The organism is Propionivibrio dicarboxylicus (genome assembly GCF_900099695.1).
Classification (GTDB): domain Bacteria; phylum Pseudomonadota; class Gammaproteobacteria; order Burkholderiales; family Rhodocyclaceae; genus Propionivibrio; species Propionivibrio dicarboxylicus.
Window position 1 is genome coordinate 277,241 of sequence record NZ_FNCY01000001.1, and the last position, 26,354, is coordinate 303,594.

General features: G+C 62.4%; 28 protein-coding genes and 1 riboswitch. Of the genes, 14 read left to right on the forward strand and 14 right to left on the reverse strand.

Going from position 1 to position 26,354, the window contains the following annotated elements:
• The first annotated feature begins 64 nt into the window (after positions 1 to 64).
• From BLR25_RS01340 to lipA, 5 genes are all read left to right on the forward strand, one after another.
• On the forward strand, positions 65 to 1,204 hold the full coding sequence (locus tag BLR25_RS01340) for a D-alanyl-D-alanine carboxypeptidase family protein (RefSeq protein ID WP_091933585.1): 1,140 nt from the start codon (positions 65 to 67) through the stop codon (positions 1,202 to 1,204).
• A gap of 7 nt (positions 1,205 to 1,211) precedes the next feature.
• Positions 1,212 to 2,099 carry a D-amino acid aminotransferase gene (locus BLR25_RS01345; RefSeq protein WP_091932266.1) on the forward strand — a complete coding sequence of 296 codons (888 nt, stop codon included), beginning with the start codon at positions 1,212 to 1,214 and terminating at the stop codon, positions 2,097 to 2,099.
• Complete coding sequence (locus tag BLR25_RS01350) at positions 2,092 to 2,367, forward strand: HP0495 family protein (RefSeq protein ID WP_425438672.1); 276 nt, start codon at positions 2,092 to 2,094, stop codon at positions 2,365 to 2,367. Before BLR25_RS01345 ends, BLR25_RS01350 begins: the two co-directional genes overlap by 8 nt.
• 78 nt (positions 2,368 to 2,445) lie before the next feature.
• On the forward strand, positions 2,446 to 3,015 hold the full coding sequence (gene lipB / locus BLR25_RS01355; RefSeq protein ID WP_245715457.1) for a lipoyl(octanoyl) transferase LipB: 570 nt from the start codon (positions 2,446 to 2,448) through the stop codon (positions 3,013 to 3,015).
• Entirely contained in the window at positions 3,012 to 3,983 is a 972-nt protein-coding gene (lipA, locus tag BLR25_RS01360; RefSeq protein WP_091932270.1) for a lipoyl synthase, read from the forward strand. The genes lipB and lipA overlap by 4 nt, the downstream gene beginning before the upstream one ends.
• 3 nt (positions 3,984 to 3,986) lie before the next feature.
• Here the strand turns inward: lipA and BLR25_RS01365 are convergent, their stop codons facing one another.
• Positions 3,987 to 5,837, reverse strand: a complete 1,851-nt coding sequence (locus BLR25_RS01365; RefSeq protein ID WP_176785703.1) for a caspase family protein — start codon at positions 5,835 to 5,837, stop codon at positions 3,987 to 3,989.
• 84 nt (positions 5,838 to 5,921) lie between these two features.
• Positions 5,922 to 6,266, reverse strand: a complete 345-nt coding sequence (locus BLR25_RS01370) for a DUF2917 domain-containing protein (RefSeq protein ID WP_176785704.1) — start codon at positions 6,264 to 6,266, stop codon at positions 5,922 to 5,924.
• A 121-nt stretch (positions 6,267 to 6,387) separates the two neighbouring features.
• On the opposite strand from BLR25_RS01370, the gene gcvA reads away from it, so the two are divergent.
• Positions 6,388 to 7,299 carry a transcriptional regulator GcvA gene (gene gcvA / locus BLR25_RS01375; RefSeq protein WP_091932276.1) on the forward strand — a complete coding sequence of 304 codons (912 nt, stop codon included), beginning with the start codon at positions 6,388 to 6,390 and terminating at the stop codon, positions 7,297 to 7,299.
• 19 nt (positions 7,300 to 7,318) lie between these two features.
• Here the strand turns inward: gcvA and BLR25_RS01380 are convergent, their stop codons facing one another.
• Positions 7,319 to 7,852 (reverse strand): GNAT family N-acetyltransferase, encoded by a 534-nt coding sequence (locus BLR25_RS01380; protein WP_091933592.1) that lies wholly within the window; start codon positions 7,850 to 7,852, stop codon positions 7,319 to 7,321.
• Between the two features lie 28 nt (positions 7,853 to 7,880).
• A complete protein-coding gene (locus BLR25_RS01385) occupies positions 7,881 to 8,327 on the reverse strand; it encodes a PPC domain-containing DNA-binding protein (RefSeq protein ID WP_091932279.1) in 447 nt (148 codons plus the stop codon).
• A gap of 152 nt (positions 8,328 to 8,479) precedes the next feature.
• Between BLR25_RS01385 and BLR25_RS01390 the strand changes: the two genes are divergently transcribed.
• The 3 genes from BLR25_RS01390 (at position 8,480) to BLR25_RS01400 (ending at position 10,844) form a co-directional block, all read left to right on the forward strand.
• Positions 8,480 to 9,223, forward strand: coding sequence for an SDR family oxidoreductase (locus BLR25_RS01390; RefSeq protein WP_091932282.1), 744 nt, complete (start codon positions 8,480 to 8,482; stop codon positions 9,221 to 9,223).
• 15 nt (positions 9,224 to 9,238) lie between these two features.
• On the forward strand, positions 9,239 to 9,883 hold the full coding sequence (locus BLR25_RS01395; RefSeq protein ID WP_091932286.1) for a class I SAM-dependent methyltransferase: 645 nt from the start codon (positions 9,239 to 9,241) through the stop codon (positions 9,881 to 9,883).
• Between the two features lie 124 nt (positions 9,884 to 10,007).
• The gene (locus BLR25_RS01400; RefSeq protein WP_091932289.1) at positions 10,008 to 10,844 is read left to right on the forward strand and encodes a deoxyribonuclease IV; all 837 of its coding nucleotides are present in this window, start codon (positions 10,008 to 10,010) and stop codon (positions 10,842 to 10,844) included.
• 12 nt (positions 10,845 to 10,856) lie between these two features.
• Here the strand turns inward: BLR25_RS01400 and BLR25_RS01405 are convergent, their stop codons facing one another.
• From BLR25_RS01405 to BLR25_RS01420, 4 genes are all read right to left on the reverse strand, one after another.
• Positions 10,857 to 12,023: a dienelactone hydrolase family protein gene (locus tag BLR25_RS01405; RefSeq protein ID WP_218122593.1), complete on the reverse strand. Its 1,167-nt coding sequence runs from the start codon at positions 12,021 to 12,023 to the stop codon at positions 10,857 to 10,859.
• Entirely contained in the window at positions 12,004 to 13,002 is a 999-nt protein-coding gene (locus tag BLR25_RS01410; protein ID WP_176785705.1) for a lactonase family protein, read from the reverse strand. Before BLR25_RS01410 ends, BLR25_RS01405 begins: the two co-directional genes overlap by 20 nt.
• A 258-nt stretch (positions 13,003 to 13,260) precedes the next feature.
• Positions 13,261 to 13,515, reverse strand: coding sequence for a helix-turn-helix domain-containing protein (locus tag BLR25_RS01415; RefSeq protein WP_245715444.1), 255 nt, complete (start codon positions 13,513 to 13,515; stop codon positions 13,261 to 13,263).
• 206 nt (positions 13,516 to 13,721) lie between these two features.
• Positions 13,722 to 14,255: a YqaA family protein gene (locus tag BLR25_RS01420; RefSeq protein WP_143009727.1), complete on the reverse strand. Its 534-nt coding sequence runs from the start codon at positions 14,253 to 14,255 to the stop codon at positions 13,722 to 13,724.
• A gap of 371 nt (positions 14,256 to 14,626) precedes the next feature.
• Between BLR25_RS01420 and bamE the strand changes: the two genes are divergently transcribed.
• The 5 genes from bamE to ttcA all read left to right on the forward strand — a co-directional run bounded on the left by bamE (position 14,627) and on the right by ttcA (position 21,602).
• On the forward strand, positions 14,627 to 14,938 hold the full coding sequence (bamE, locus tag BLR25_RS20840) for an outer membrane protein assembly factor BamE domain-containing protein (protein WP_143009728.1): 312 nt from the start codon (positions 14,627 to 14,629) through the stop codon (positions 14,936 to 14,938).
• Between the two features lie 86 nt (positions 14,939 to 15,024).
• Positions 15,025 to 15,102, forward strand: a riboswitch (SAM riboswitch).
• Between the two features lie 57 nt (positions 15,103 to 15,159).
• Positions 15,160 to 18,840: a methionine synthase gene (gene metH, locus BLR25_RS01430; protein ID WP_091932316.1), complete on the forward strand. Its 3,681-nt coding sequence runs from the start codon at positions 15,160 to 15,162 to the stop codon at positions 18,838 to 18,840.
• Between the two features lie 5 nt (positions 18,841 to 18,845).
• Entirely contained in the window at positions 18,846 to 19,871 is a 1,026-nt protein-coding gene (gene murB / locus BLR25_RS01435) for a UDP-N-acetylmuramate dehydrogenase (protein ID WP_091932318.1), read from the forward strand.
• A gap of 109 nt (positions 19,872 to 19,980) precedes the next feature.
• On the forward strand, positions 19,981 to 20,679 hold the full coding sequence (locus BLR25_RS01440) for a pteridine reductase (RefSeq protein WP_245715445.1): 699 nt from the start codon (positions 19,981 to 19,983) through the stop codon (positions 20,677 to 20,679).
• Between the two features lie 35 nt (positions 20,680 to 20,714).
• Positions 20,715 to 21,602, forward strand: coding sequence for a tRNA 2-thiocytidine(32) synthetase TtcA (gene ttcA / locus BLR25_RS01445; protein WP_091932323.1), 888 nt, complete (start codon positions 20,715 to 20,717; stop codon positions 21,600 to 21,602).
• A 67-nt stretch (positions 21,603 to 21,669) separates the two neighbouring features.
• On the opposite strand, the gene hprK is transcribed toward ttcA, so the two are convergent.
• The 6 genes from hprK to recX form a co-directional block, all read right to left on the reverse strand.
• A complete protein-coding gene (gene hprK / locus BLR25_RS01450) occupies positions 21,670 to 22,611 on the reverse strand; it encodes an HPr(Ser) kinase/phosphatase (RefSeq protein ID WP_091932325.1) in 942 nt (313 codons plus the stop codon).
• Positions 22,608 to 23,069 (reverse strand): PTS sugar transporter subunit IIA, encoded by a 462-nt coding sequence (locus BLR25_RS01455; RefSeq protein ID WP_091932326.1) that lies wholly within the window; start codon positions 23,067 to 23,069, stop codon positions 22,608 to 22,610. The genes hprK and BLR25_RS01455 overlap by 4 nt, the downstream gene beginning before the upstream one ends.
• Before the next feature lie 95 nt (positions 23,070 to 23,164).
• Entirely contained in the window at positions 23,165 to 23,482 is a 318-nt protein-coding gene (gene hpf, locus BLR25_RS01460; RefSeq protein ID WP_091932327.1) for a ribosome hibernation-promoting factor, HPF/YfiA family, read from the reverse strand.
• A 136-nt stretch (positions 23,483 to 23,618) separates the two neighbouring features.
• On the reverse strand, positions 23,619 to 25,058 hold the full coding sequence (locus tag BLR25_RS01465) for an RNA polymerase factor sigma-54 (protein ID WP_091932328.1): 1,440 nt from the start codon (positions 25,056 to 25,058) through the stop codon (positions 23,619 to 23,621).
• Between the two features lie 81 nt (positions 25,059 to 25,139).
• Positions 25,140 to 25,886, reverse strand: a complete 747-nt coding sequence (gene lptB / locus BLR25_RS01470; RefSeq protein ID WP_425438673.1) for an LPS export ABC transporter ATP-binding protein — start codon at positions 25,884 to 25,886, stop codon at positions 25,140 to 25,142.
• Positions 25,886 to 26,332: a recombination regulator RecX gene (recX, locus tag BLR25_RS01475; RefSeq protein WP_091932329.1), complete on the reverse strand. Its 447-nt coding sequence runs from the start codon at positions 26,330 to 26,332 to the stop codon at positions 25,886 to 25,888. Before recX ends, lptB begins: the two co-directional genes overlap by 1 nt.
• Between the last annotated feature and the right edge of the window lie 22 nt (positions 26,333 to 26,354).

The following is a 26,354-nucleotide window of genomic DNA, read 5'->3' on the forward strand; positions in this document are numbered from 1 at the left end:
CGGTCGGCGCCTGGGCGCTTGCTATAATCACAGCTTGTTCCTTCCACCCAAGATGATTCCTTCCATGCGCACGCTCCGCTCGCTTTGCCTTTCCTTGCTATTTCTCCCCGTGCTCGCCCTGGCGCAACAGATGTCGCTGCCGACGCCGCCGACGCTGGCCGCCAAATCGTGGTTGCTGCTCGAAGTGCCGTCCGGCCAGGTGCTGAGTTCCCAAGCCGCCGACGACCGCCTTGAACCGGCGTCGCTGACCAAACTGATGACCGCCTACCTGACCTTTTCGGCACTGAAACAAGGCACGATCAAGCTCGACCAGGCCATTCCGGTCTCGGAAAAAGCCTGGCGCGCACAAGGGTCGCGCATGTTCATCCAGGTCGGCACACAGGTCGTCGTCGAAGACCTGATCAAGGGCATGATCGTCCAGTCCGGCAACGACGCCTGTGTCGCGCTGGCCGAGGCGATCGCCGGCAGCGAAGACAATTTCGCCCAGATGATGAACCGCGAAGCGCAACGCCTCGGCATGAAGAGCACGAGCTTCCGCAACGCGGCCGGCATGCCCGATCCGCAGCATTACACGACGGCCAGCGACCTCGCGCGGCTGACTACGGCGCTGATCCGCGACTTCCCGCAAGAATATGCCAAGTACTATTCGATCCGCGAATTCCGCTACAACAAGATCACCCAGCCCAACCGCAACCGCCTGCTCTGGCTCGATCCCAGCGTCGACGGCGTCAAGACCGGCCACACCGATGCGGCCGGCTATTGCCTGATCTCCTCGGCCAAGCGCGGCCCGCGCCGGCTGCTCTCGGTCGTGCTCGGCACGACCTCCGATTCCGTCCGCGCGCAGGAATCGCTCAAGCTGCTCAACTACGGCTTCCAGTTCTACGACGCGGTCAAGCTCTACGCAAAGGACCAGCCGGTGTCGACGCTGAAAGTCTGGAAAGGCACACAGGGCACGCTCAAGGCCGGCTTCGCCAACGACTTCCAGCTCGCCGTACCCAAGGGCTTCGAACAAAGCCTCAAGAGCGAATTCGTCGCGCAACCGAAGCTGATGGCGCCGATCGCCGCCGGCCAGATCGTCGGCACGCTCAAGGTCAGCCTCGACGGCAAGCCCTTCGGCGAATACCCGGTGAGCGCGCTCGAAGCCATTCCTGAAGGCGGCGCCGTCAGTCGCGCCATCGACACCGTTCGTCTCTGGTTCAACTGAGCCCGCCATGAGCACGACGGTCGACACGACCTGCTATCTGAACGGGCAATTCCTGCCCTTGTCGGCGGCGCGCATCTCGCCGCTCGACCGCGGTTTTCTCTTCGCCGACGGCGCTTACGAGGTCATTCCGGTCTACTCGCGCTATCCGTTCCGATGCGAAGAGCATCTGCGTCGCCTGCAGGATTCGCTCGACGGCATCCGCCTCGCCAATCCGCTCTCGATCGCGCAGTGGCAGGCGGTCATCGCCCAAATCATCGAGGCTGCGCCCTTTGCCGACCAGTCGCTCTACCTGCAAGTAACGCGCGGCGCCGACACCAAGCGCGACCAGCCCTTCCCGGCCGTGCCGCCGACCGTCTTCGCCTTCACCGCGGCGCTGACCCGTCCGAGCGACGAAATGCGCCGCAGCGGCATCGCCGCCATCACCCTGCCGGACATCCGCTGGGGCCGCTGCGACCTCAAGACCGTCGCCTTGCTGCCCAACATCCTGGCGCGCCAGCAGGCCGTCGACGCGGGCTGCACCGAATCCATCCTGATCCGCGAGGGTTTTCTCACCGAAGGCTCGGCGTCGAACATCTTCATCGTCCGCAAGGGCATCATCCTGGCGCCGCCCAAGGATCACCACATGCTGCCCGGCACGACCTATGACCTCGTCCTCGAACTGGCGGCGCGTCATGGCGCCGCGCACGAGGTGCGACCGGTCACCGAGGCGGAACTTCGCGACGCCGACGAAGTCTGGATGACGTCGTCAACCAAGGAAGTGCTGGCCGTCACCACGCTCGACGGCCAACCGGTCGGCCACGGCGCCGACGCCGGGCGGCCCGGCCCGGTCGGCCGGCAAATGCTGGCGTGGTACGTCGACTTCCGCGAACAACAAATGAGGCATGGCCGTGGCTGAAGCTCCCGAAAAAGAAACGCTGCTCGAATTCCCCTGCGCCTTCCCGCTCAAGATCATGGGATTGGCCGGCGACGCGCTGGCGCAGACAGTGCTCGAGATCGTCCGGCGCCACGCCCCGGACTTCGACGGCGCGACGATGGAAATGCGCGCTTCCTCCGGCGGCAAGTACGTCAGCCTGACCTGCACCATCCGCGCCACTTCGAAGCCACAACTCGACGCGCTCTATCGCGAACTGACGAGCCATCCGCTCGTCAAGGTGGTGCTCTAGAGCGTGAACTCGGGCGTCCTTCCGCCGATTCGCGTGCGTCAACTCGGCCGTGTCGACTATCGGCCGACCTGGCAGGCGATGAACGATTTCAGCGCCGCGCGCAACGGCGACACACCCGACGAGCTCTGGTGCTGCGAGCATCCGCCAACCTACACGCTTGGCCAGGCCGGCAAGCCGGAACACCGGCTCCACGACAACGGCATTGCACTGATCCAGATCGACCGCGGCGGACAGATCACCTACCATGGCCCCGGACAGGTCGTCATCTACCTGCTTGTCGACCTCAACCGCCGGCACCTCAAGGTCAAGGACTTCGTCTGGCGCATCGAGCAGGCCATCATCGACCTGCTCGCCGAGCACGGTCTTGTCTCGCGCCGCGTCGATGGCGCCCCCGGCGTTTATGTCGATCGCAACGACGGCACGGTCGCCAAGATCGCCGCGCTGGGGCTGCGCATCCGGCGCGGTTGCAGCACGCACGGTCTGAGTCTCAACGTCGACATGGATCTTTTGCCGTTTTCCGCGATCAATCCCTGTGGTTACGCCGGCATGGCGGTCACGCAGACGCGCGACCTCGGCCTCGCGCTACAACCGGCAGACGCCGCGGCAGCGCTCGCCGGCGAACTCGTCAAACAACTGGAGAAGGCATGAGCGAAGAACAAAAGCCCGCCGCCAAGGTGGCGGGCGTCAAGGAACGCGGCGAACTCAAGACCGCGCGCATCCCGATCAAGGTCGTCCCCGTCGACACGCCCTTGCGCAAACCGTCCTGGATTCGCGTCAAGGCCGGTAATGACGTCGGTCGCTACGGCGAGATCAAGCGCATGCTGCGCACGCAGAAACTGCACACCGTCTGCGAGGAAGCCGCCTGCCCCAACATCGGCGAATGCTTCGGCCGCGGCACTGCAACCTTCATGATCCTCGGCGACATCTGCACGCGCCGCTGTCCGTTCTGCGACGTCGGCCACGGCAAACCGCTGCCGCCCGACGAAAACGAGCCGCAGCACCTGGCCGAAAGCGTCGCCCATCTCAAGCTGCGCTACGTCGTCATCACCAGCGTCGACCGCGACGACCTGCGCGACGGCGGCGCCGCCCATTTTGCCGATGTCATCGACGCGGTGCGCGAGCAATCGCCCTCGACGACGATCGAAATCCTCGTCCCCGACTTTCGCGGACGTCATGAACTGGCCATCGGCATCCTCGGCGAATCGCTGCCTGACGTCCTCAACCACAACCTCGAGACGGTGCCGCGCCTCTACAAGCAGGCACGTCCCGGCGCCGATTATGCGCACTCGCTGGCCTTCCTCAAGGCGTTCAAGGCGCGCTACCCGCAGATTCCGACAAAATCGGGATTGATGGTCGGTCTCGGCGAAACCGACGAGGAAATTCTGGACGTCATGCGCGACCTCCGTGCCCATGACGTCGAGATGCTGACGATCGGCCAGTACCTCGCACCGTCGAACCATCACCTGCCGGTGCTGCGTTACGTCACGCCGGAAACCTTCGCGATGTTCGAGCGCGAGGCGCTGGCAATGGGATTCTCGGGTGCCGCCTGCGCGCCGATGGTGCGCAGTTCCTACTGGGCCGATCAGCAAGCCGATCGCGCCGGCGTCACGGCGTAGGCGTTAGCGGCTGCCCGCCGGATGGATCGCTTTCAGTTCGATGACTTCCTTGAAATTCCAATTCGGATTGTTCTTGCTTGAAGTCACGATCTGCTTGATCAGGCGGCGCTGATCCTTCGAGTACCACGCAACGACCGGCGCCGTTCCGGTTCCGGACGAATTCGTCGCATTGATCCAGCCCTCCAGCCGGATCGTGTTGAAGGTGCCGGCCGCCACGGTGATCGTTTCGGTCCCGCTCTGCTTGAGATTGGCGACCCGGCAGAAGCCACCTTCAAGCGGATTGCAACGGGGAAAATTGCCACTCATCACGTCGATGCCCGATGGCAAGGAATCGTTCGCCCAGTGCGGCGCGAACATGAAGCGCGAATCGCCCGGCACGGCGACCGCCATCAATTCACCGCCGACGACCCATTCGGTCCGGTTGCCGCCATCCCAAGTGAATTCTTCCAGCGACTTGCCGCCTGACATTGCCTTTACCCGAAAAACCAGGCGATGCCCCTTGCCGCCGAACTTCTCGTCTCTAACCGCATACTCCCAGGCATCGCCGGCATTGACGGCAGCATCGGCAAGCAGCGAAGACGCGGGGCGCTTGTCGTCCTGCCTGAGCGATGACGGCACCATTGCCAGCTGCAGCGACGTCTCTGGTTTCCTTTCCGGCGCGGCGACGACCGTCGTCACAGGAGCTTGCGGCACAACGGCTTCGCCCGAGGCCTTGCGCGCTTCGCGCTCGGCGAGGAGCAGCGCATTCTGCCGCTCGATGGCTTCCTTGAGCATGCGCTCCATCGATTCCTTCAGCTCGCTGCGCTCCCGCGCCGCCCGCTGCTCGATCTCGGCGCGCTCGCGGGCAATACGCTCTTCGGCCTTGCGCTCGGCTTCGGCGCGTTCGCGCGCGACCTGTTCATTGGCTTTTCGCAAAGCCTCCGCCACCGCCTGTTCATTGACGCGCTGCTGCGTTTCGGCTCGCTCCTTCGCCGATTGCTCGTTGGCCTGGCGCAGCGCCTCGGTCACCGCCTCGGCCACGGCTTTATCGACCATTTCCTTTTGCACCGCCGCCGTATTGGCTTCCGGCACCGGCGTCAAAAAATAGAAATCGCCGTCGAGCGAACCGTAGCGCCAGGGTTCCTGCTGACCGCGCGTATCGCGCTTCACATCCTGCTGCACCTTGCGCAGCAACTGCTCGATTTCCATGCGCTGGGAGCCTTCGAGCGCCGCCAGCAGGGCGCCGGTGTAGGGGCTGTTCTTGCCGTCGCCATCGAGCGCCGTATTGCCGTGCTTGGTCGAGAACGAGATCAGCGTCCCGGTCGCTTCGCTCGGCGCCGCCATCCCCCGCGACCCGCCGCGGCTGAAACTGCGCGTCAGCGGATTGTCGCGACAGGCATCGAAAAAGACGATCTTGACCTTGGCGCTACCCATGTCGTCGATGACATCATCAAGGCGGACCATCTCGCGTTTCAGGTCGCGTTCGCTTTGCGGATTGGCGTCGATCGGAATCAGATAATTGTTGCCGCTCACCTGGATGCCGTGCCCGGCATAAAAGACGACGGCCACGGCCGACTGGTCGGCTTTGCCGCTGAAGCGTTTGAAGACGCCATCAAGATCGGCTTTCGTCGCATCCAGTTTGAGTTCGACGTCAAACTTCAACTTCTTGAGTGCCGAAGCAATCGCCGTCGCATCGTTACGCGGATTGACGAGCGCACCGGAGGGGTAGCGGCTATTGCCGATGACAACAGCAACCCGGGCACCGTCCTCGCTCGCCGATGGCATCCCCTTTTTCGCCAATTCGACGCACGTCGCCTGCCCGGCAACGACGAATTGCATGACGACGACAAAAAGAGGGAGGAGGCTCCGCCACATGACGCTGATGTTCTTCGCCCGAGAAATGAACAATGCATCGTACCAAATCTCCATCGCTCGCCCAATACATGAATGGAATGCGCGTCATCCGACGCCGCCGCGCCTGCCGGTATCGATCGTCGGCAGGATGCTCAGATACCGGACCCAGCGCTGCAAGGCGGCAAGCAGTTGCGAGGACTGCGCCGGGACCACTGGGACCAGTTGGCAGCGGGCGGACTGTCGCTTGTCGATCGACTCGACCACGGCCCGGCCGCCATGCGTCAGAAGAAAGCACTCGCCCACCCTCAAGATCACGTCTTGCCCACCGTTTTCTTCGGTCAGCCAGACCTTGCCACTCACGCAGCGCAGCAAACAGCCGTCCGCCCCGAGCAAGGACACCGCCTCACCCACGCCAAGTTCGATCTGGATATAGGTCGATTGATGTAACATGATTGCCACGCTCCGATTCGTCCCGAGCCAATCACCATGCCGGCCCATACAGTGAATATTCGGGCGAAATCGGGGATACTTCCATCGATATATTTCTTCATTTATTGTGAGCAATATTCACATGTCGCAGCCCGCACCTCCGCTCAATGCGCTGCGCACGCTCGCCGCCGTCGTCAAGTACGGGGGCGTTTCGCGGGCGGCCGAAAAACTCTGTCTGACGCACAGTGCCGTCAGCCACCAGATCCGCGCGATCCAGGAAGCGCTCGACACGCCACTCTTCGAAAAACACGGTCGCATGCTGCGACCGACCGCGCCGGCCGCCGCCTACATCGCCCGGATCGCCGCGGCACTCGACGAAATCGACCGCGCCACCGAAGCGCTCCTCGACGCCCGCCATGACAAGAAACTGCGCGTCAGCACGACGCCATCATTTGCCGCGCACTGGCTGCTGCCCCGTCTGGGCGAATTCATCGCCGCGAATCCGGGCATCGACGTCGAACTCGAATCCTCGTCGCGCCTCAGCCAACTCCAGGAAGGCGAAGCCGACGTCGCGGTCCGCTTCGGTGCCGGTCATTACCCGGGTCTCCATGCCGATCTGCTGATGCGCGACTGGATCTTCCCGGTCTGCGCCCCGGAATTCGCCCGCCAGCATCAACTCGCCGATCCGCGTGTCCTGAAGGATTTGCCGCGCCTGCATTCGCAGGGCGAACCCTGGTCGTGGTGGCTGCAGGAGGCAGGACTCGGCGCCATCGCCGAACCGGAACATGGCATTGTCTTCAGCGACTCCTCGCTCATGCTGCAGGCGGCGATCCGGGGCCAGGGCATCGGTCTGGCGCGCCTGTCGGTCGCCTACGAGGCGCTCGCGAGCGGACAGTTGATCCGGCCGTATGCCCACCAGGCACTCACCCCGCATGCCTACTACTTCGTTTGCCGCAAGGACAAGAAGGATTCGCCGGTCGTCATGAATTTCCGTCATTGGCTCGGCGAACAAATCGACGAATTCTCCCGACGCTACGGCACGGGCGCGCCCTGAGCCCTCCTTTCTCAGGCGCTCAGCGCACATCCTCCGCCGAACTGCCGTCGGCGAAAAATGCCGGATGGAATGCAACGCGCCCCTGAGGACAAGCGGCGCCAAAACTCAGGGCGAAGAAGAATTCATCCGGCACGCCATCGACCGACAAACCGGGAACCGGTCGAAAGCCGAAGCGCGTGTAATAGGCCGGATGGCCAACCAGGCAACAGCCCGCCGCCGAGAGACCCGACAGTCTCGCCAACCCGGCCTGCACGAGCGCAGTCCCGACGCCGGCACGCTGCCGGCTCGGCACCACCGACAAGGGTCCCATGCCGTACCAGCCGGCACTGCCATCCGACAGAACGACCGGCGAAAAGGCGATGTGCCCGATCAGCTCGCCGGCTGATTCGGCCACCAGTGATACCGACAGTGCCCGGGCCCGTCGCAACGCGGCAATGATGAATTGCTCGGTATGCCGACTGACTGACAGGGTGGCAAAGGCAGCGACGGTGATTTGCCCGATCGCTTCGATGTCGGCAGGCGCTTCGTCCCGAATGATGATGTTCGATAACATCGGCGTCATCCCGTTGGTATTGTCGATTTCAGGGATTGAGCAAGCGGAACCCCTGCAGCCCCGCCTCGAAACGCCGCACGGCCGTGCAGTTCACGAGTTCGACCACGATCACTTCCATTACGTGCCAGACCTTGACGCCAGCGCGCGCGCAACCGACAACCAGGGAATCCTGGCGGCCGCAAGCCAGATGCACATGCGAAATGAGATTACCCTGTTCGTCGGGAAAAATCGTTCCGACGCCGGCAACCTCGTGTGCTTCGTCAAGACAACGCTCGATGAAGACCAGCGGATCGGCCCGCCCGGCTTCGGTCCCGGCGATCAGACGACTGCCGGCATCGGCGTCTCCGAGAACGATGAGCCCGGCCGCGGCGATCGCCTGCTCGCGCGCCAGACGCTCGAGACACTCATGAACGATATCGCCATCCTCAAGCCGAACCACAAAAACGCGCCCCAACGACGCTTGTGAATATTTCATGAAGCCTCCGTCATGACAAGAACGTCCGCATCCGATCTGCGGCAGAAAAGAGTTTTATCGTACCGGCGCGCCACCAGAAACGCCACCGTCACACGCCGCCAGCCTCTCCGAACTGCAATACAATGACCTATTCGACAACCGGAGGACAGTCCATGGCACAGAACATCGAAGGCAAGATCGTGGTCATCACCGGCGCCAGCAGCGGACTCGGCAAGGCAGCCGCTCGCGCGCTATCCGCCGACGGTGCCAGCGTCGTTCTCGGCGCGCGGCGACTGGCACTGATCCAGTCCCTCGCCGACGAACTGACGGCCAAAGGCGGCAAGGCACTCGCCATCGAAACCGACGTGACACAACGCGATCAGGTCAGCAAACTCGTCAATACGGCAGTCCAGACCTTCGGCCGCGTCGACGTAATGATCAACAATGCCGGGCTGATGCCGAATTCGCCGCTCGAACGGCTCAAGGTCGACGAGTGGGAACAGATGATCGACGTCAACCTGAAAGGTGTGCTCTACGGCATCGCCGCCGTATTGCCGGTGATGAAAGAGCAGAAATCCGGCCACATCATCAACGTCTCTTCGGTCGCCGGCCACAAGATCCGCCAGGGCGCCGCCGTTTATGCGGCGACCAAACACGCCGTGCGGGCGCTGTCGGAAGGACTGCGTCAGGAAGTGAAGGCTTACAACATCCGCACGACGATCATTTCGCCGGGCGCCGTCGACACCGAACTTCCCAACAGCATCAGCGAACCCGACATTGCCGAGGCCGTGCGCCGGATTTATGAACACGCCATTCCGGCCGACGCGTTCGCGCGTGCCGTCAGCTTCGCGGTCAGCCAACCCGACGACGTCGACATCAACGAAATCCTGTTCCGTCCGACGCGTCAGGAATTCTAGGCTCGGATAAGGTCGATGACCGGCGCCGCCGCAGGATTGGCCTGGCTGATTGCGATCTTCGTCGCGATCAGCCTGCTCTGGCGCCTGTTTTCCCAACGACGGACGCTGCCGTGTCCGTCCTGGCTCGGCTGGATGGTCGAGCGCGAAAACCCGTTCGCCCGCACGCACCGGGCCGACTTCATCGTGCGCCAGATGCGACTTGACACAGGCATGCAGGTTCTCGATGCCGGCTGCGGCCCCGGACGGCTGAGCCTGCCGCTGGCACTTGCCGTCGGACCCGAGGGCGAGGTCGTCGCCGCGGACCTCCAGGCCGGGATGCTGGCGCGCGTCGATGCCAAGGCGCGGCAAGCCGGCATCGACAACATCTGTACACGAATGACCGCACTCGGACAGGGCACGCTGGAGTCGAAGCGCTACGATCGCGTCGTCATGGCGGCAGTGCTCGGCGAGATACCCGACCAAGGCGCCGCCTTGGCCGAACTGTTCGTCAGCCTGAAACCCGGCGGTCTGCTCGCAGTCGCCGAACTGATCTTCGACCCGCACTTCCAGCGCCGCAGCCACGTTCGCGCACAGGCGGAAGCGGCCGGCTTCCGGGAAAAAGCACATTTCGGCCACGCCATCGCCTACCTGACGCTTTTCGAGCGGCCAACCGGGCACTAGGCACCCGGTTCCGTCTGCGCGGGTTCGCACCGCCACAACCGACGGGCGATTCGCGAAAAATCCCTGGCCGCCCTTCACCACTCTCGGGCAAAATCGCGACTCCACCACCCACAGGTTCTCTTCGATGCTCTCCATCGGCTGCCATCTTTCCACCGCGCGCGGCTTTCTCGCCATGGGCCAGGACGCCCTGTCGATCGGCGCCAATACCTTCCAGTTCTTCACGCGCAATCCCCGCGGCGGCGCGGCAAAAGCCATCGACCCGCAAGACATCGCCGATTTCCGGTCGCTCGCGGCAAACAACGGTTTCGCCAAACTGCTGGCGCATGCGCCTTATACGCTCAACCCGTGTTCGGCCGACGAAAAAACGCGAAGCTTCGCGCACGAAGCGATGCGCGACGATCTGCAGCGCATGGAGCACCTGCCCGGCAATCTCTACAACTTCCACCCCGGCAGCCACGTCGGCCAGGGCGAAGACATCGGCATTGCGTTGATCGTCGCCCAACTCAACACGGTCCTCTCGCCGACACAGACCACCACGGTGCTCCTCGAAACCATGGCAGGAAAGGGCAGCGAGATCGGCCGGAACTTCGAAGAACTTCGGCGCATCATCGACGGCGTACATCTTCAGGAAAAGCTCGGCGTCTGTCTCGACACTTGCCACCTCAACGACGCCGGCTATGACCTCGTCAACGACCTCGACGGGGTACTGACACAGTTCGACGCGGTCATCGGCCTCGATCGCCTGCACGCGATCCATCTCAACGACAGCCAGAACCCGCTCGGCAGCCGAAAGGACCGACACGCCTGCATCGGCGCCGGCAGTCTCGGACTTCCGGCGATCGAGCGCATCGTCAACCATCCCGCCCTGCGGCATCTGCCGTTTCTGCTCGAAACGCCAAACGAGCTTCCCGGCTATGCCAAAGAGATCGCCACGCTGCGCGCAGCATTCAACCCGGAATGAATTGGCGGCAAATCAGTTGGCAGCAAGAACAGCGTCATCGACCGCGAATAACTGACACCCCGTCGGCACCCGGCTGCGACACAGATCAAGCGCCCGCTTGCCGGGGTTTTCGCCGCCGACCGCCACGCTGCAGACACTGGCAGACCAGGCAAACGCGCGCGGATAATCGGCGTCCACGAAGTCGTTGAAGGCGTTTTGGCAGCGCGCTCCCCAGCGCATGCTCGCGGCAACGGCTTCCAGATGAATCCGGGCCGGGTCGGCACTCGCCGTGCGCGGCAGCACCTGGGTCGGCAACCCGAGCTCGGCCAGAAATTTTTCGACCTCCGGCCACCAGATGGACCAGCCGTCGCGATGACCGAATAGACCATGGGCGTCGGTGCCGAACTTGCCGAAAGCCACCATGCGTACATTTCCGCCAGCGCCGACATAAGCGTTCAACATCGCGTTGCGGGTTTCGGGCGACCAATACGAATCGTTATCGCCGTAAAACCACAGCGATGGAAGGCGGTTCGTTTCACCATAGGAGCGGAAGGCATCGACCAACAATCGCTCCCATCCAAGACATTCGGTTTTTCTCAGCCCGCCGGCGAAGTTGACCAGGCCGCGAACACCGGCGTACGGCTTCGTGCCCAAGGCCAGCGTCGTCAATCCTCCATGCGACTGCCCCATCACCACGATCCGCGTCGGGTCGACATACGGCAGTTGCGTCGCGTAGTCGAGCGCCGCACGCACATCCCGGGCCTGGCTCAGGCCGTTGGCCTCGATATTGCAGCCACCGGAAATGTAATTGCCTGAGGAACGCGAGAACCCCCCACGCATCGGGATCATGACGGCATAGCCACGCCGAACCAATTCGCGGCTCGCGACGATATAGCGCGCCCGCGACTGAAAACGCGGATTACCCGAAGCCTTGCCGTGATTGATGACGACCAGCGGAAACGGCCCGTCGCCGTCCGGACGGAAAAATGTCGTTTCCAGCACCGCGGCAAGCGGCCCGCTCCCATTTGGAATAAACACTACCGCTTCGTTCAACGACTTGTTGAACATCGGTTCGGCGGCAAAGACGGGGAACGGCAAGAGGCAAAAGAAAACCAGCCACCCGCGGACCAGGATCAGCCGGACGCGGTGGCCGGGGCGGCAGTCGGCCGCCCCGCATTCGTCATAGCGCGACGATTTCAACGCAGATCGGCTCTTTTCCGGTCCGTTGACAGCCTGCTGCCGTCAGCCGTCCGCTGACCGGATCGATCGAATACACGGTCAATGCCGCCGACTGCTGTCCGGCCGCAACCAGCCAGCGCCCCGAAGGATCGACATCCATGCCCCGCGGCGTATCCTGCGTCGGCGTATGTCCAACCAAGGCCAACTTTCCCGTCTTCTTGTCCACGCGCAAGGTCGCGATCGTGCTGCTGCGCCGATCGGAGGCGTACATGAAACGGCCATCGCCGGTCAGTCTCAGTTCCGCCGTCCACGGCGCACCGCCAAAACCAGACGGCATCATCGAGATCGTTTGACGCAGATCCAGTCCGCCGCGCTCGGCATCGAACGCGAAGGCATCGATGCATCCGTTCAATTCGTTCAGGCAGTAAACGAAACGATTGTCAGCCGAAAACACCGGATGCCGCGGACCACTCCCGGCCGCCACCGCGGAGACTGCGTTCGGCACCAGACGACCGCCGGCTTCGATCCGATAAATACGGATGGCATCGGCGCCAAGCGTCGGCACCAGCAGCCAACGTCCGCTTTGGTCGACGCGGGCGGCATGCGCACGCGGCAAACCGGATTCGGTCTGCTGTGCGGCCAGTGGAACACCGGCCGCATCGAGCGGAAAGACGCTCAGGTTGTTGTCGCCGTACGACGACGAAAACGCCACGCCTGACGCCGGCGCGGCGTACACATAAACCGGCGCACCCGGCGCAACGACACCGCCCAAACTCCGCAAACACCCGTCCTCCGGCTTAATGGCGAAGGCATGGAAAGCATTTTCGTTGCGCATTCCCACATACAAACGCTGCTGGGCGGGCATGGCGCGCATCGGCACCGGCGATCCGGACGTCAGCAAACGTTGGCGCAGACTGATGCCCCCCGAGCGGGGATCAAGGGAAAAAACATCGATTTCGCGGCTTTCGCCACAGGAGACGTAGACAAACAACGCTTGCATGCAGTGGACTCCGACAGTTGATTGCGTGACGCACAGGATCATCGCCATTCCGCTAGATCATCGCAAGTCAAGATTTGAGCGGGAGCGATCCGGCCGTCGGACGCCGTCCGGATTTACCCACACGAGGTCATACGAACCCAATAATGAAAACGACCGGTTGTCATCATTGACGACAACCGGTCGTGTTTGCGACATTCCGGGTGGCCTGTAATATTCGGACCACCCCGAGGTCCGAACAATTCCGGACCCGATGTCTGTCTATTGGCTTTCGCGCAGGTAGACGAGCAGTGCCTGCGCCGACGCCTCGGGTGCATAGGCCAGATGTAGCAGCAGTTGGACCGGATGCGGCAGTTTGCGGCCGGACTCATAGCGCGAACCGCCCGATTGGGTCACACGGATACGGCTCCAGAATATCGACTGATTGACACCGAGCTTTCTGCGCAGGGTAGCAGCCTGTTCGCCAGTTTGCAGGAAAAGCTTCGGCGCTTTTGCAGCTTTGGGTTTGCTTGGCATATAAAGACTCCATGACAGTGAGTACTACGATTCCCTCCGAACAGGAGGTGTTGTTGTTGCGCTATAAGTATGCACCAACAATAACGAAATTTTCCGTCTTAGTGCCAAAACTGACAGGTTACGCACGCCTAAGGACATTCAACTAAAGTCATAGACGCATTGACAGAGAATTTCAAGAAAAGCTCAATCAAAATATTCCGAATGACTCATTCGTTACAAGCCTGTCGGTATCGAATGAAGCGCGAAGGATAGCGAGCAATTACCCACGACAGGAAAACGTACTTAACTGTCTTACCAATTCCAATGGCAACAAGCACACCCAGCGTTGAGGGCTCGGCCAACGAGTAAGCAAAAATTGCCGGCGTTTGCGGGATTGGCGAGCCGGCGATAACGGCCAGCGCGAACAGACCATATGCATGCAGCCAGGCGCTCGCGCTCTGCCAATGCGCGTTATCGACAAGCTGCGGATAGCGCTCCAGCACCAATTCCTTGCCCAAGTACTGGAACAACTCAACGAGCACAGCCCCGCCAATGCCACTGGCAACTCCGGTCAGTACTCCGAGTAAAAACCAGCGGCGGGGGGCGAGCAAAACAGCCGGAATCAGCACGATGACAAATGGAAATGAAAAGCTGGCCGTCGAGGCGAACGCAATTAGCGCGACCACCGCCGGATAGTAGCGATGTCCGACGCTACGATCGAGCAGTTTCCGGACCCAAAGAGGAATGCGCGTCGAGTTCATTCGAAGCACCTCGGGGACTCCGGCGCTTGCTCGCGACATCGGGTCGGCGTTAGCCTTGTCATTGATCGAATACGTATCGGTGACCTATTCATGAGAAATATTGTAAAGACATCCTTGGCGGCAAAAATTGTATGTGTTTTTCCAGCCCCAGAGCAGGCACAATTTCACGTTATTTTTGGGTTAGGCAATTTTTTCGGATCATGACTTGGGAATTTTGGGGACGCTGCCTCGCTCGACTCCAGGCAGATTTCCGGGGCACCTTTCTTCCGTCCCGTCTGCGGCGCTTGCGTCCAGGCGCCGACGACATTCAAACGGTTATCGCCAGGCTAGGCCCGGCAACAGCCTCCTGGCAAACCGACGGCGGAAGCGTGATGGAATTTGCGACGATGCCCTTCGGTACACAGAATTTCATGCTCGACTTCGATCGAAACGGGATCTTGCTCGGCATCCGGAACGCGCTGACCGACGCCAATTTCGCCCGGATTGTCGTTGGCATGGATCACGAAGACGTCCGGCGCGTGCTGGGAAATCCCGCCCACACGATCCGGTTCCCGCTCAAGCACGAGGAGGTGTGGGATTGGAAAACCGGGGACGACGCCGGAGAAACGACCTTCTTCAACGTCCATTTCGACGACGACGGGCAGGTCTGCGCGACGAGTCGTCACCGGGAGCCCCGCGGCTAAACGCCCGCAACCTCACAAAGAACACCGCTTTGGCTTGACAATCAATGGTTTGGCGCGTAAATTCCCGTGCCTGTCCTGGGCTTATTCCCCGACACCGCGCCGATTTGAAGTTCAGCTTGCGGGCGCGCAAAAAATCCGGCTAAAGCGGGCTTCAATGCAGCGATTCCGAACCCGTTCGCCACGAAGCCGAACGGGTTTTTATTTTTTGAGGTTCCTTCATCATGCAGCCTGACCGTACCGCCGAACTCGCTTCCTTGTTGCAAGACCGACTGCTCATCCTCGATGGCGCCATGGGAACGATGATCCAGCGCCGTCAACTGCAGGAAGCCGACTACCGCGGCAGCCGTTTTGCCGATCACCCGTCGGATCTCAAGGGCAACAATGACCTCCTCCTGCTCACCCGCCCCGACGTCATCCGGGATATTCATGGCGAATATCTTGCGGCGGGTGCCGATATCGTCGAAACCTGCACGTTCAACGCGACCTCGCTATCTCAGGCCGACTACAAGCTCGAACACCTCGCCTATGAACTCAACGTTGCCGGCGCCCGGCTCGCCCGAGAGGTCTGCGACGAGTTCAGCGCCAAGACACCGGCCAAGCCGCGCTTCGTCGCCGGCGTCGTCGGTCCGACCTCGCGCACCGCATCAATCTCTCCGGACGTCAACGACCCAGGCTACCGCAACGTCAGCTTCGAGCAACTCGTCGAGGCCTATACCGACGCCATCCGCGGCCTGACCGACGGCGGCGCCGACATCCTGCTGGTCGAGACCGTCTTCGACACACTCAACGCCAAGGCGGCACTGTTCGCCATCGAGCAGTTTTTCGACACGATCGGCCGCCGCTGGCCGGTCATGATTTCGGGAACGATCACCGATGCCTCCGGCCGTACGCTATCGGGACAAACCGCCGAAGCTTTCTGGAATTCGCTGCGCCACATCAAGCCGCTTTCCTTCGGCCTCAACTGCGCACTCGGCGCCAAGGAATTGCGTCAATACGTCGAAGAGCTGGCCCGGGTATGCGACTGCCACGTCTCGGCGCATCCCAACGCCGGGCTGCCGAATGCGTTCGGCGGCTACGACGAAACACCCGACATGCTTGCCGATGAAATCGCCGACTGGGCGCGCCACGGCTTCGTCAATATCGTCGGCGGCTGTTGCGGCACCTCGCCGGACCATATCGCCGCGATCGGGCACAAGGTCGCCGGACTCGCCCCGCGGACTCTCCCGGACATCGAGAAGAAGCTCCGCCTGTCGGGTCTCGAGCCCTTCAACGTTGGCAAGGACTCGCTCTTCGTCAATGTCGGCGAGCGCACCAACGTAACCGGCTCGCGCGCATTTGCGCGCATGATCCTTGAAGGGCGCTTCGACGACGCCCTGGCGGTTGCCCGGCAGCAGGTCGAGAACGGCGCCCAGGTCATTGACATCAACATGGACGAGGCGATGCTCGATTCGCGCGCGGCGATGGAGCGCTTCCTCAAGCTGATCGCCTCCGAGCCGGACATTTCGCGCGTGCCGGTAATGATCGACTCGTCGAAGTGGGAGGTCATCGAAGCCGGCTTGCGCTGCATCCAGGGCAAGGGCATCGTCAATTCGATCTCGATGAAGGAAGGCGAAGCGAGCTTCCTCGACCACGCCCGCCTCGCCCTGCGTTACGGCGCCGCCGTCGTCGTCATGGCCTTCGACGAAAAAGGCCAGGCGGACACCTACACCCGCAAGATCGAAATCTGCCAGCGCGCCTATACGCTGCTGACCGGCATCGGCTTTCCGGCGGAAGACATCATCTTCGATCCGAACATCTTCGCCATCGCCACCGGCATCGAAGAGCACAACAACTATGCGGTCGACTTCATCGAAGCCTGTCGCTGGATCCGCGCCAATCTCCCGTACGCCCAGATCTCCGGTGGCGTCTCCAACGTCTCGTTCAGCTTCCGCGGTAACGACGCCGTACGCGAGGCGATCCACACGGTATTCCTCTACCATGCGGTCCGCGCCGGCCTTTCGATGGGCATCGTCAACGCCGGCATGCTCGGTGTTTATGACGATCTCGACCCCGAACTGCGCGCCCGGGTCGAAGCGGTCGTGCTCAATACCGCCTCCGACGCCGGCGAAAAGCTCGTCGAATTCGCGCAGACGGTCAAGGAAGGCAAGGCCAAGGAGAGCGGCGTCGACCTCGCCTGGCGCGCCCAACCCGTCGAGAAGCGGCTCGAACACGCGCTGGTCAAGGGCATTACCGATTTCGTCGTCGCCGACACCGAAGAGTGCCGCGCCGGGCTGGCCGCGCAAGGCCGTCCGCCGCTTGGCGTCATCGAAGGGCCTCTGATGAGCGGGATGAACGTCGTCGGCGACCTGTTCGGCGCAGGCAAGATGTTCCTACCGCAAGTCGTCAAGTCGGCGCGCGTCATGAAACAGGCCGTCGCTCACCTCGTTCCCTTCATCGAGGAAGAGAAGCGACGCAGCGGTGCCGCCAGCAAGGGGCGCATCGTCCTCGCCACGGTCAAGGGCGATGTCCATGACATCGGCAAGAACATTGTCGGTGTCGTGCTCGGCTGCAACGGCTACGAAGTCATCGATATCGGCGTCATGGTCTCCTGTGACAAGATTCTCAACGCGGCGCGCGAACACGGCGCCCAGGCGATCGGTCTCTCCGGCCTGATCACGCCGTCGCTCGAGGAGATGACGCACGTCGCTGCCGAAATGCAGCGTCAGGGCTTCGAGGTGCCGCTCCTCATCGGCGGCGCGACGACCAGCCGCGCCCACACAGCGATCAAGATCGCCCCCAGCTACGATGGCACCGTCATCTACGTTCCCGACGCTTCGCGCGCGGTTGGCGTCGTCACCCGCCTGCTGTCGGAAGAGCAGTCGGCCGACTACCGCCGCGAGATTGCCGACGACTACGCGCGCGTGCGCGAGCAGCACGGCGCCAAAAAGGGCGTGACGCTGGTCACGCTCGCCGATGCGCGCGCCAATCGTTTGGCCTGGAACGAAGACGCCGGCTACCGTCCGGTCGCACCGGCCGAACCCGGCCGTCATGTCCTGCGCGACATCGACCTGGCGACGCTCGCGCGCCATATCGACTGGGGCCCGTTCTTCCAGACCTGGGACCTGGCCGGCGCGTTCCCGCGCATCCTCGATGACGCCGTCGTCGGCGAAGCGGCCCGTGCCGTCTATGCCGATGGCCAGGAAATGCTGCGCCAGATCATCGCCGAACGCTGGCTGACCGCCAACGCCGTTTTCGGCCTGTATCCGGCCAATGCCGTCGGCGACGCGATCGAAATCTACAGCGACGCCGCACGGACGCAGACGGCCATGGTCTGGCACACGCTGCGCCAGCAGCACGAGCGGCCAGCGGGCAAGCCGCACTACGCGCTTGCCGACTTCATCGCCGGCAAAGGCACGCCCGACTGGGTCGGCGCCTTCGCCGTCACTGCCGGCATCGGCATCGAACGGAAACTCGAGGAATTCGCCGCCGCTCATGACGATTATCGCGCCATCATGTTGAAGGCCCTCGCCGACCGCCTGGCCGAGGCCTGCGCCGAGTGGCTGCATCGGGAAGTGCGCACGCGATACTGGGGCTACGCCAAGGCCGAAGCGCTCGACAATGACGCGCTCATTCGGGAGGAATACGTCGGCATTCGCCCGGCCCCCGGCTACCCGGCCTGCCCCGACCATCGAACCAAGGGTCCGCTGTTCGACCTGCTCGATGCCCCGACCAACGCCGGCATGGCCCTCACTGAATCGTTCGCGATGACGCCCGCCGCCTCGGTGTCCGGTTTCTATTTCGCGCATCCGCAAGCGCGGTATTTCGCCGTTCCGAAGATCGGTAGCGATCAGCTTGAGGACTGGGCGCAACGCAACGCCATGGCACTCGCCGATGCCGAGCGCTGGCTGGCGCCGATCCGATAGATCCGATGACGTCCGCGCCGCGTATCCGAAGCGACGTCGATCTGGCAACGCACACCACGCTGGCGTTGCCCGGCAAGGCAGCGCGCTTCGCTTCGATCACACGGCCAGATGAACTCGAAGCGCTCGCCCGGTCTGCCGAGCGCCGCTTCGTCCTCGGCGGCGGCAGCAACGTCGTGCTCACCGGCGATTTTCCCGGGCTCATCCTGCATATGGCCATTCGCGGCCGCGCGCTCGCAAGTGAGGACGCGGACGCATGGTATGTCCGCGCCGGTGCTGGCGAACCCTGGCACGACTTTGTGCAATGGACGCTGGCACAGGGCTGGCCCGGTCTGGAAAATCTCAGCCTGATTCCCGGCACCGTCGGTGCCGCACCGGTGCAGAACATCGGCGCCTACGGACTGGAAGTCGGCGAACGCCTGCACTGCGTCAGTGCCATCGACATGCGTAACGGCCAGGTCTGCCGCTTCGATCGCGACGCCTGCCGTCTCGGCTACCGGGACAGTCGCTTCAAGCAGGAAGGCTGGCATCTCGACGCGAGCATGGTCATCACCGAGGTCGTTTTCCGCCTGCCCAAGCGCTGGACGGCACTCACCCGCTACGCCGACATCGGCGCCGAACTCGACGCGCGCAAGGTCGCCCTGCCGACGCCGGCGGAGATCGCCGACGCTGTCAGCGCGGTCCGGCGGCGCAAACTCGCCGATCCGGCCGTGCTCGCCAACGCCGGCAGCTTCTTCCAGAATCCCATCGTCGACGCCGAACAGGCCGGTCGTCTGCTGGCCACCCACCTGGGCATGCCGCACTATCCGCAAGGCGACGGACGGTGCAAACTCGCCGCCGGATGGCTGATCGAACAGAGCGGCTGGAAAGGACGCTGGCTCGGTTCCGTCGGCATGTACGAAAAGCAGGCACTGGTATTGGTCAATCGCGGCGGCGCCCGCGGCGAGGATGTCCTTACCCTGATGCGCGCGGTGCAGAATGATGTCCGGCAATGCTTCGGCGTTGCCCTCAACCCCGAGCCCGTATTCATCTAGATCGCCGGTGGCTGACGCGAAATCCATTAAAATCGATGCTGTAGACATTCGTGACGAGGAACGGCGGGTGATCGGAAAAACGGTACTGATAACCGGCGCAGCCAAACGCGTGGGGCGATCCATCGCCCGCGAACTGCACGGCGCAGGATGCAATATCGTCGTGCACTACCGGCATGCCGCCGAAGCGGCGCGGACCCTCACCGAGGCCCTCAACGAGGAACGCTCAGGTTCCGCCTGCTGCCTGCACGCAGATTTGCTCGACGTGAGAGCGCTGGCCGCACTCGTTGACCAAAGCGTGGCGCACTTCGGGCACCTCGACGCACTGGTCAACAACGCTTCGAGCTTCTTCCCCACCCCCCTCGGCACGATCGACGAGGCGGCCTGGACGGACCTCATGGGCAGCAATCTCAAGGCACCGCTTTTTCTTGCCCAGGCCGCCGCGCCACACTTGCGCGAGAGTCATGGCGCCGTCATCAACATCACCGATATTCACGCCGAGCGGCCGATGGCCGGCTACCCGCTGTATTGCGCCGCCAAAGCCGGTTTGCTCGGTCTGACGCGCGCACTGGCCATCGAACTCGCCCCCGATGTCCGCGTCAATGCGGTCGCACCGGGACCGATTCTCTGGCCCGAAGGCGGCGACGATTTCGACTCCGCCGAACGCGCGGAAATCGTCGCGCACACCCTGCTCAAGCATGAAGGCAGTCCGCACGACATCGCCCGTACGGTCCGCTTCCTGCTCGCCGATGCGCCTTACATCACCGGCCAGGTCATCAATGTCGACGGCGGTCGCACCGCCCACCTCTAGCTTTTTTCTTCATCGCATTCACCCGTAGGATTCCCGTGGAAAATTCAAAGACGCTGCAGCGCCTCTCACGGCGGCTGGAAACCGCCGCTGGCAAAGCCATCGCCGACTACAACATGATCGAGGACGGCGACACCGTGCTCGTCTGCATCTCCGGGGGCAAGGATTCATACGCCATGCTCTCGATCCTGATGGCCCTGCAGAGACGCGCACCGGTCAATTTCAGGCTGATCGCCATGAATCTCGACCAGAAACAACCCGGTTTCCCCGCCGACGTGCTGCCCCGCTATCTCGCCGAACTCGGCGTCGACTACCGTATCGTCGAGCAGGACACTTATTCCATCGTCAAGGAAAAGATCCCGGAAGGAAAAACCACCTGCTCGCTCTGCTCGCGCCTGCGCCGTGGCGTGATCTACCGCACGGCCAAGGAACTCGGCGCCAACAAGATCGCGCTAGGCCACCATCGCGACGACATCGTTCACACGCTCTTCCTCAACCTGCTGTTCGGCGGAAAACTCAAGGGTATGCCGCCCAAGCTGCTGACCGACGACGGCGCGCATGTCGTCATCCGTCCGCTCGCCTACTGCAGCGAACACGATATCGCGCGCTATGCACGCGGCATGGCATTCCCGATCATTCCGTGCAATCTCTGCGGTTCGCAAAGCAACCTGCAGCGGCAAAAAATCCGCGAAATGATGGCGGAATGGGACACGCGCTACCCGGGACGGACGGAGTCGGTGTTCACCGCGATGCAGAACATTGTCCCCTCGCACCTCGCCGACACCGCGCTGTTCGGTTTCAAGGATTTGCGCGTCGGCCAGACGCTCGATGCCATGGACGGTGGCGATCTGGTCTTCGACGATCCGTTCCAGGAGTCGCTGCCACCGGCGACCAGCGTCGTCACGATCCAGCGTAGCGAGTCATAAGGCGTCAGCCGACGCCGACGTTGCGCGCCTGAATCGGCAGGGCTGGCAAGCCCTGCCGGAACGCGGTTTACTCGCCGTCGAGCACTGCGCGTTGCTGGCGGTCGATGAAGTCGCTCATGCTGTCGATTCCGCGCAACTGGAGAATGCAGTTGCGCACGGCCGCCTCAAGCAACACCGCCAGGTTACGTCCCGGCGCGACATGGAACACCACCTTGCGAACGGAAACGCCGAGAATTTCCTGCGTCTGCGAGTCGAGCGGCAGGCGCGGTGTATTCCCGCCGGGGGCCTGCTTCTGCAGATGCACGATGAGCTTAAGCTTCATTTTCCGTCGCGCTGCAGTCTCACCGAAGATCGTCCGGATATTCAGCAAGCCGAGTCCGCGCACTTCGAGATAGTCGCGCAGCATACCGGGACAGCGCCCTTCGAGGGTATTGGCGGCGGTATGTGCCAACTCTACGACATCGTCGGCAACCAATCCGTGGCCACGCGAAATGAGTTCGAGCGCGAGTTCGCTCTTGCCGACGCCGGCATCGCCGGTAATCAGCACGCCCATGCCATAGACATCCATAAAGACGCCATGCACCGACAGCGTTTCGGCGAACTGGCGGGCGAGGTAAAGGTGCAGGTGATCGATCACCTGTGCACAGGGCTTCGGCGTCGAAAACAGCGGCACCCCCTTTTTTTCGCAACGATCGAGCAGGTCCTGGCCCGGATCGAGCGCGTCGGCAATAATCATCCCGGGCGGCCGGGCCTGCATCATCTCATCGAGATGGCGCTGCCAGTGATCCTCGCCTGCGCGTTCCGCCCAGCGCCGTTCGGCCTGCCCGATGACCTGGACGCGGTGGCTGTAGATGAGATTGAAATGGCCGACGACATCGGGGCCGAAAAATTCCGGCTCGGTCAATTCCAGATTTCGATCGACGCCTTCCGCAGCCACCCATTTCAACTTGAGCTTTTCGGCGTGGTCTTCAAAAAGCTGAGAAATGCTGAAAGCGCGCGTCGAGCTCATGCTGGGACTCTCTCAGGTGAAAATAGCTTGCGAACCTGCTCGACGCTCGTCGCCTCGCGCAAGGCTTCGCGACACGCGCTGTTGGAGAACAGTTCGGCCAGTTCCGACAGGATCTGCAGGTGCAACTCGGTGGCATGTTCGGGCACGAGCAGGACAAAAAAGATCGACACCGGCTTTCCGTCCGGCGACTCGAAGGGAACCGGCGCGGCGAGACGAACGAATGCCGCCTTGGCTTCCTTGAGATTCTTGATGCGACCGTGCGGTACGGCAACGCCATGACCGAGCCCGGTGGAGCCGAGCTTCTCGCGCGCGAACAAGCTTTCGAAAACGGTGCTGCGAGCAATCCCCTGATTGTTCTCGAACAACAGGCCGACGCTTTCGAAAACCCGCTTCTTGCTGGTCGCTTGAAGATCAAGAAGAATGTTTTCGACAGGAAGCAAACGGAGGAGCTGGCTCATAGGCGACGATACGGGCGAGACGATTCGGGTGGGGGCAGTAAGAACCGGGCAGCTGATCGCGCGAACGCGATCAGCTGCCCGGCATCAGAACGCAATCAGATGTTATGGCCTATCTTCTGGCCGCGGTGATGATCTTTCTGAATTTCCTTGTGCTTCTGGATCTGTCGATCGAGTTTGTCGGCAAGAACGTCGATGGCGGCATAGAGATCCTCCTCGATCGCTTCGACATGCACGTCCTTACCGGATAGATGAACCGTGACCTCGGCTTTCTGCTTCAGCTTCTCCACCGACAGGATCACGGCGACGTCGATCACGCTGTCGAAATGACGCGTGACGCGCTCGAGCTTGCCGGTAACATAGTCATGAATCGCCGGGGTAACCTCGAGGTGGTGTCCTGTAATTTGCAGGTTCATGGTATGACTCCTTTTTTGTGTTGTCAGCTGCTTTCACAGCCATCAGATTGCCCCTTGACCGCCACCAGGGCCGCCCGGGGGTGTTGATTCGCGGGATTGGCACCGCGAGCGCGTTGCTGATACATGACCACGCCCATTAAATCGTTCGTCTCAGTTTGACCGGCGGAATACCGAGTGATTCCCTGTATTTTGCTATCGTTCGCCGGGCGACCACAATGCCCTGTTGCCCGAGGACTTCCGACAACTGGCTGTCCGACAACGGATTCTTGGTGTCTTCGGCGCTGACCAACTGTTTGATCAGGGCCCGAATCGCCGTTGCCGAGCAGGCGCCGCCGGTTTCGGTGGCGACGTGACTGCCGAAAAAATACTTCAGTTCGAAGATCCCGCGCGGCGTCGCCATGTATTTCTGGGTCGTCACGCGCGACACCGTCGACTCGTGCAGCCCGAGAATTTCGGCGATCTCGCGCAGAACCAGCGGCCGCATGGCGACTTCACCGTGATCGAAAAACTGGCGCTGACGATCGACAATCGTCTGCGCGACGCGAAGAATGGTGTCGAAACGCTGCTGAACGTTCTTGATCAGCCAGCGCGCCTCCTGCAGTTGCCCCGACAGGCCCGAGCCACGGTGGCGCGAGAGAATCTGGGCGTACAGGCTGTTGATGCGCAGCTTCGGATAGGCGTCCGAATTGATATTGACGGTCCATTGCCCGCGCAGCTTGCGCACTACCACGTCCGGTACGATATAGCGGGCATCGAGCGCGGCATACTTGCTGCCGGGGCGCGGGTTGAGGCTGCGGATCAGGAACTGGGCCTGGCGCAACGCTTCGTCATCGCATTCCAACAGCTTTTTCAGCTTGGCAAAGTCCCGACCGGCAAGCAGCTCGAGATGATCACGCACGATCCGGATGGCCAGTTCGCGCGTGTCGTCGACCGGCAGGGCAGTCAGTTGCAGCAGCAGGCATTCCTGCGCATTACGGGCGCCGACGCCGGTCGGATCGAAATTCTGCAAATGCCGCAGAGCGATTTGCAGCTCTTCCGGCTCGATTTCCAGTTCAGCCGGCAAAACGCCAGCCAGTTCCTCGAGCGACTGGGCCAGATAGCCGTCATCGTCGAGCGCATCGATCAGGCATTGCACAAGGACACGGTCACGCTCTTCCAGGCACATCAAACCGAGTTGCCAGGAAAGATGTTCGCGCAGCGAAGTCGTTGCCGCCTGAACGTCCTGATAATCGTTGTCGTCGTCGTCGAACGATCCTGAGGATCCGCTCGCCCCGGCGAAATTACCCTCCTCGCCGAACCAGCTTTCGTCCTCCGCTGCCGACGATGTCGGTGCCGGCTCCCCCGCGTCCTCGGTGGCGGCAGCGTCCCCGCCGCTCATCGGCGCCTCGGCCTCCGACGACGACGGGCCCGAGGCGTATTCTTCCTCGGCGCGCTCCAGCAAGGGATTTTCCTGGAGATACTTCTCCAGTTCCTGCTCAAGCTCGATCGTCGATAGCTGCAATAGCCGGATGGACTGCTGCAGCTGCGGCGTCAGCGCGAGATGTTGCGACAGCTTGAGTTGTAGGGATGGTTTCATGTCGGAGCCGAACAGGTCACCGGATACGTGAAAGGATCGACCCGCCTGTTGTTTTACATTGTGGAAAAACGAGCGTTGCGCTCAGAGGCGGAAGTTCTCGCCCAGATACACCTTACGCACGCTTTCATTATAAATGATTTCCTCTGGCCGACCAGCAGCAAGAACCGTACCTTCATTGAGGATGTAGGCGTGATCACAGATGCCAAGCGTCTCGCGGACGTTGTGGTCAGTGATCAGTACGCCGATGTTGCGATCCTTGAGGAAGCGGATGATCTTCTGGATGTCGAGCACGGCGATCGGATCGATCCCGGCGAACGGCTCGTCGAGCAGGATGAAGCGCGGATTGGTCGAGAGTGCGCGGGCGATTTCGACGCGCCGTCGCTCGCCGCCCGACAGCGCCGCTGCCGGACTGTTGCGGATGTGTCCGATATGAAGTTCGGCGAGCAGATCTTCGGCCCGCCGCTCGACCTCCTCGGCCGAGATATTTTGCAACTCAAGCACAGCACGGATGTTTTCGATCACCGACAGCTTGCGGAAGACCGAGGCTTCCTGCGGCAGATACGAGAGCCCCATGCGCGCGCGCCGATGGATCGGCTGGTGCGTGATGCGCTCGCCATCGACGAAAACGTCGCCGGCATCGCAGGCGACCAGGCCGACGACCATGTAGAAGCAGGTCGTCTTGCCGGCGCCGTTCGGACCGAGCAGGCCCACCACTTCGCCGCTGCACACTTCGAGCGAGACATCCTGGACCACCTTGCGCTTTTTGTAGCTTTTCTGCAGGTGGGTCGTCGCCAGCGTACTCTTGTTTTTGTCAGTCTCGGCCATCATCAGTCATCACTCAAATCGCCGCGCAAAACGCGACGGATCGTTTCTCCGGAAAACCCCCGGCTCATCAAGAAGCGCATCTCCTTCGCCCGCCCGGCGGCATCCGCCGATGCCGGTCGGTCACCGAAGCGGCGACGCCACACCTGGCAGGCACGCACCCACTCTTCCTCGCAGTCCGCCAACGCACTCCTGACCAGATCGTCGTCGACGCCCTGCGTTCTCAACTCTTGCGCCAGACGCGCGTTGCCAAAGCGGGCCGCGCGCACATTCAGCCGCGCTTCGACGTAGCGCTCGTCAGACAGCAAGCGACGGGCGACGAGATCGTCGAGCACGGCATCGAGCGCTTCCGCCGACTCGGCATGCGGGCCGAGCTTGCGCGCCAGTTCGGCCCGCGAATGCTCACGTCGGGCCAGCAGACGCACGGCACGCTCGCGCAAGGAGGTGTCCATGGCCCGCTATGGCGTTTCCGCC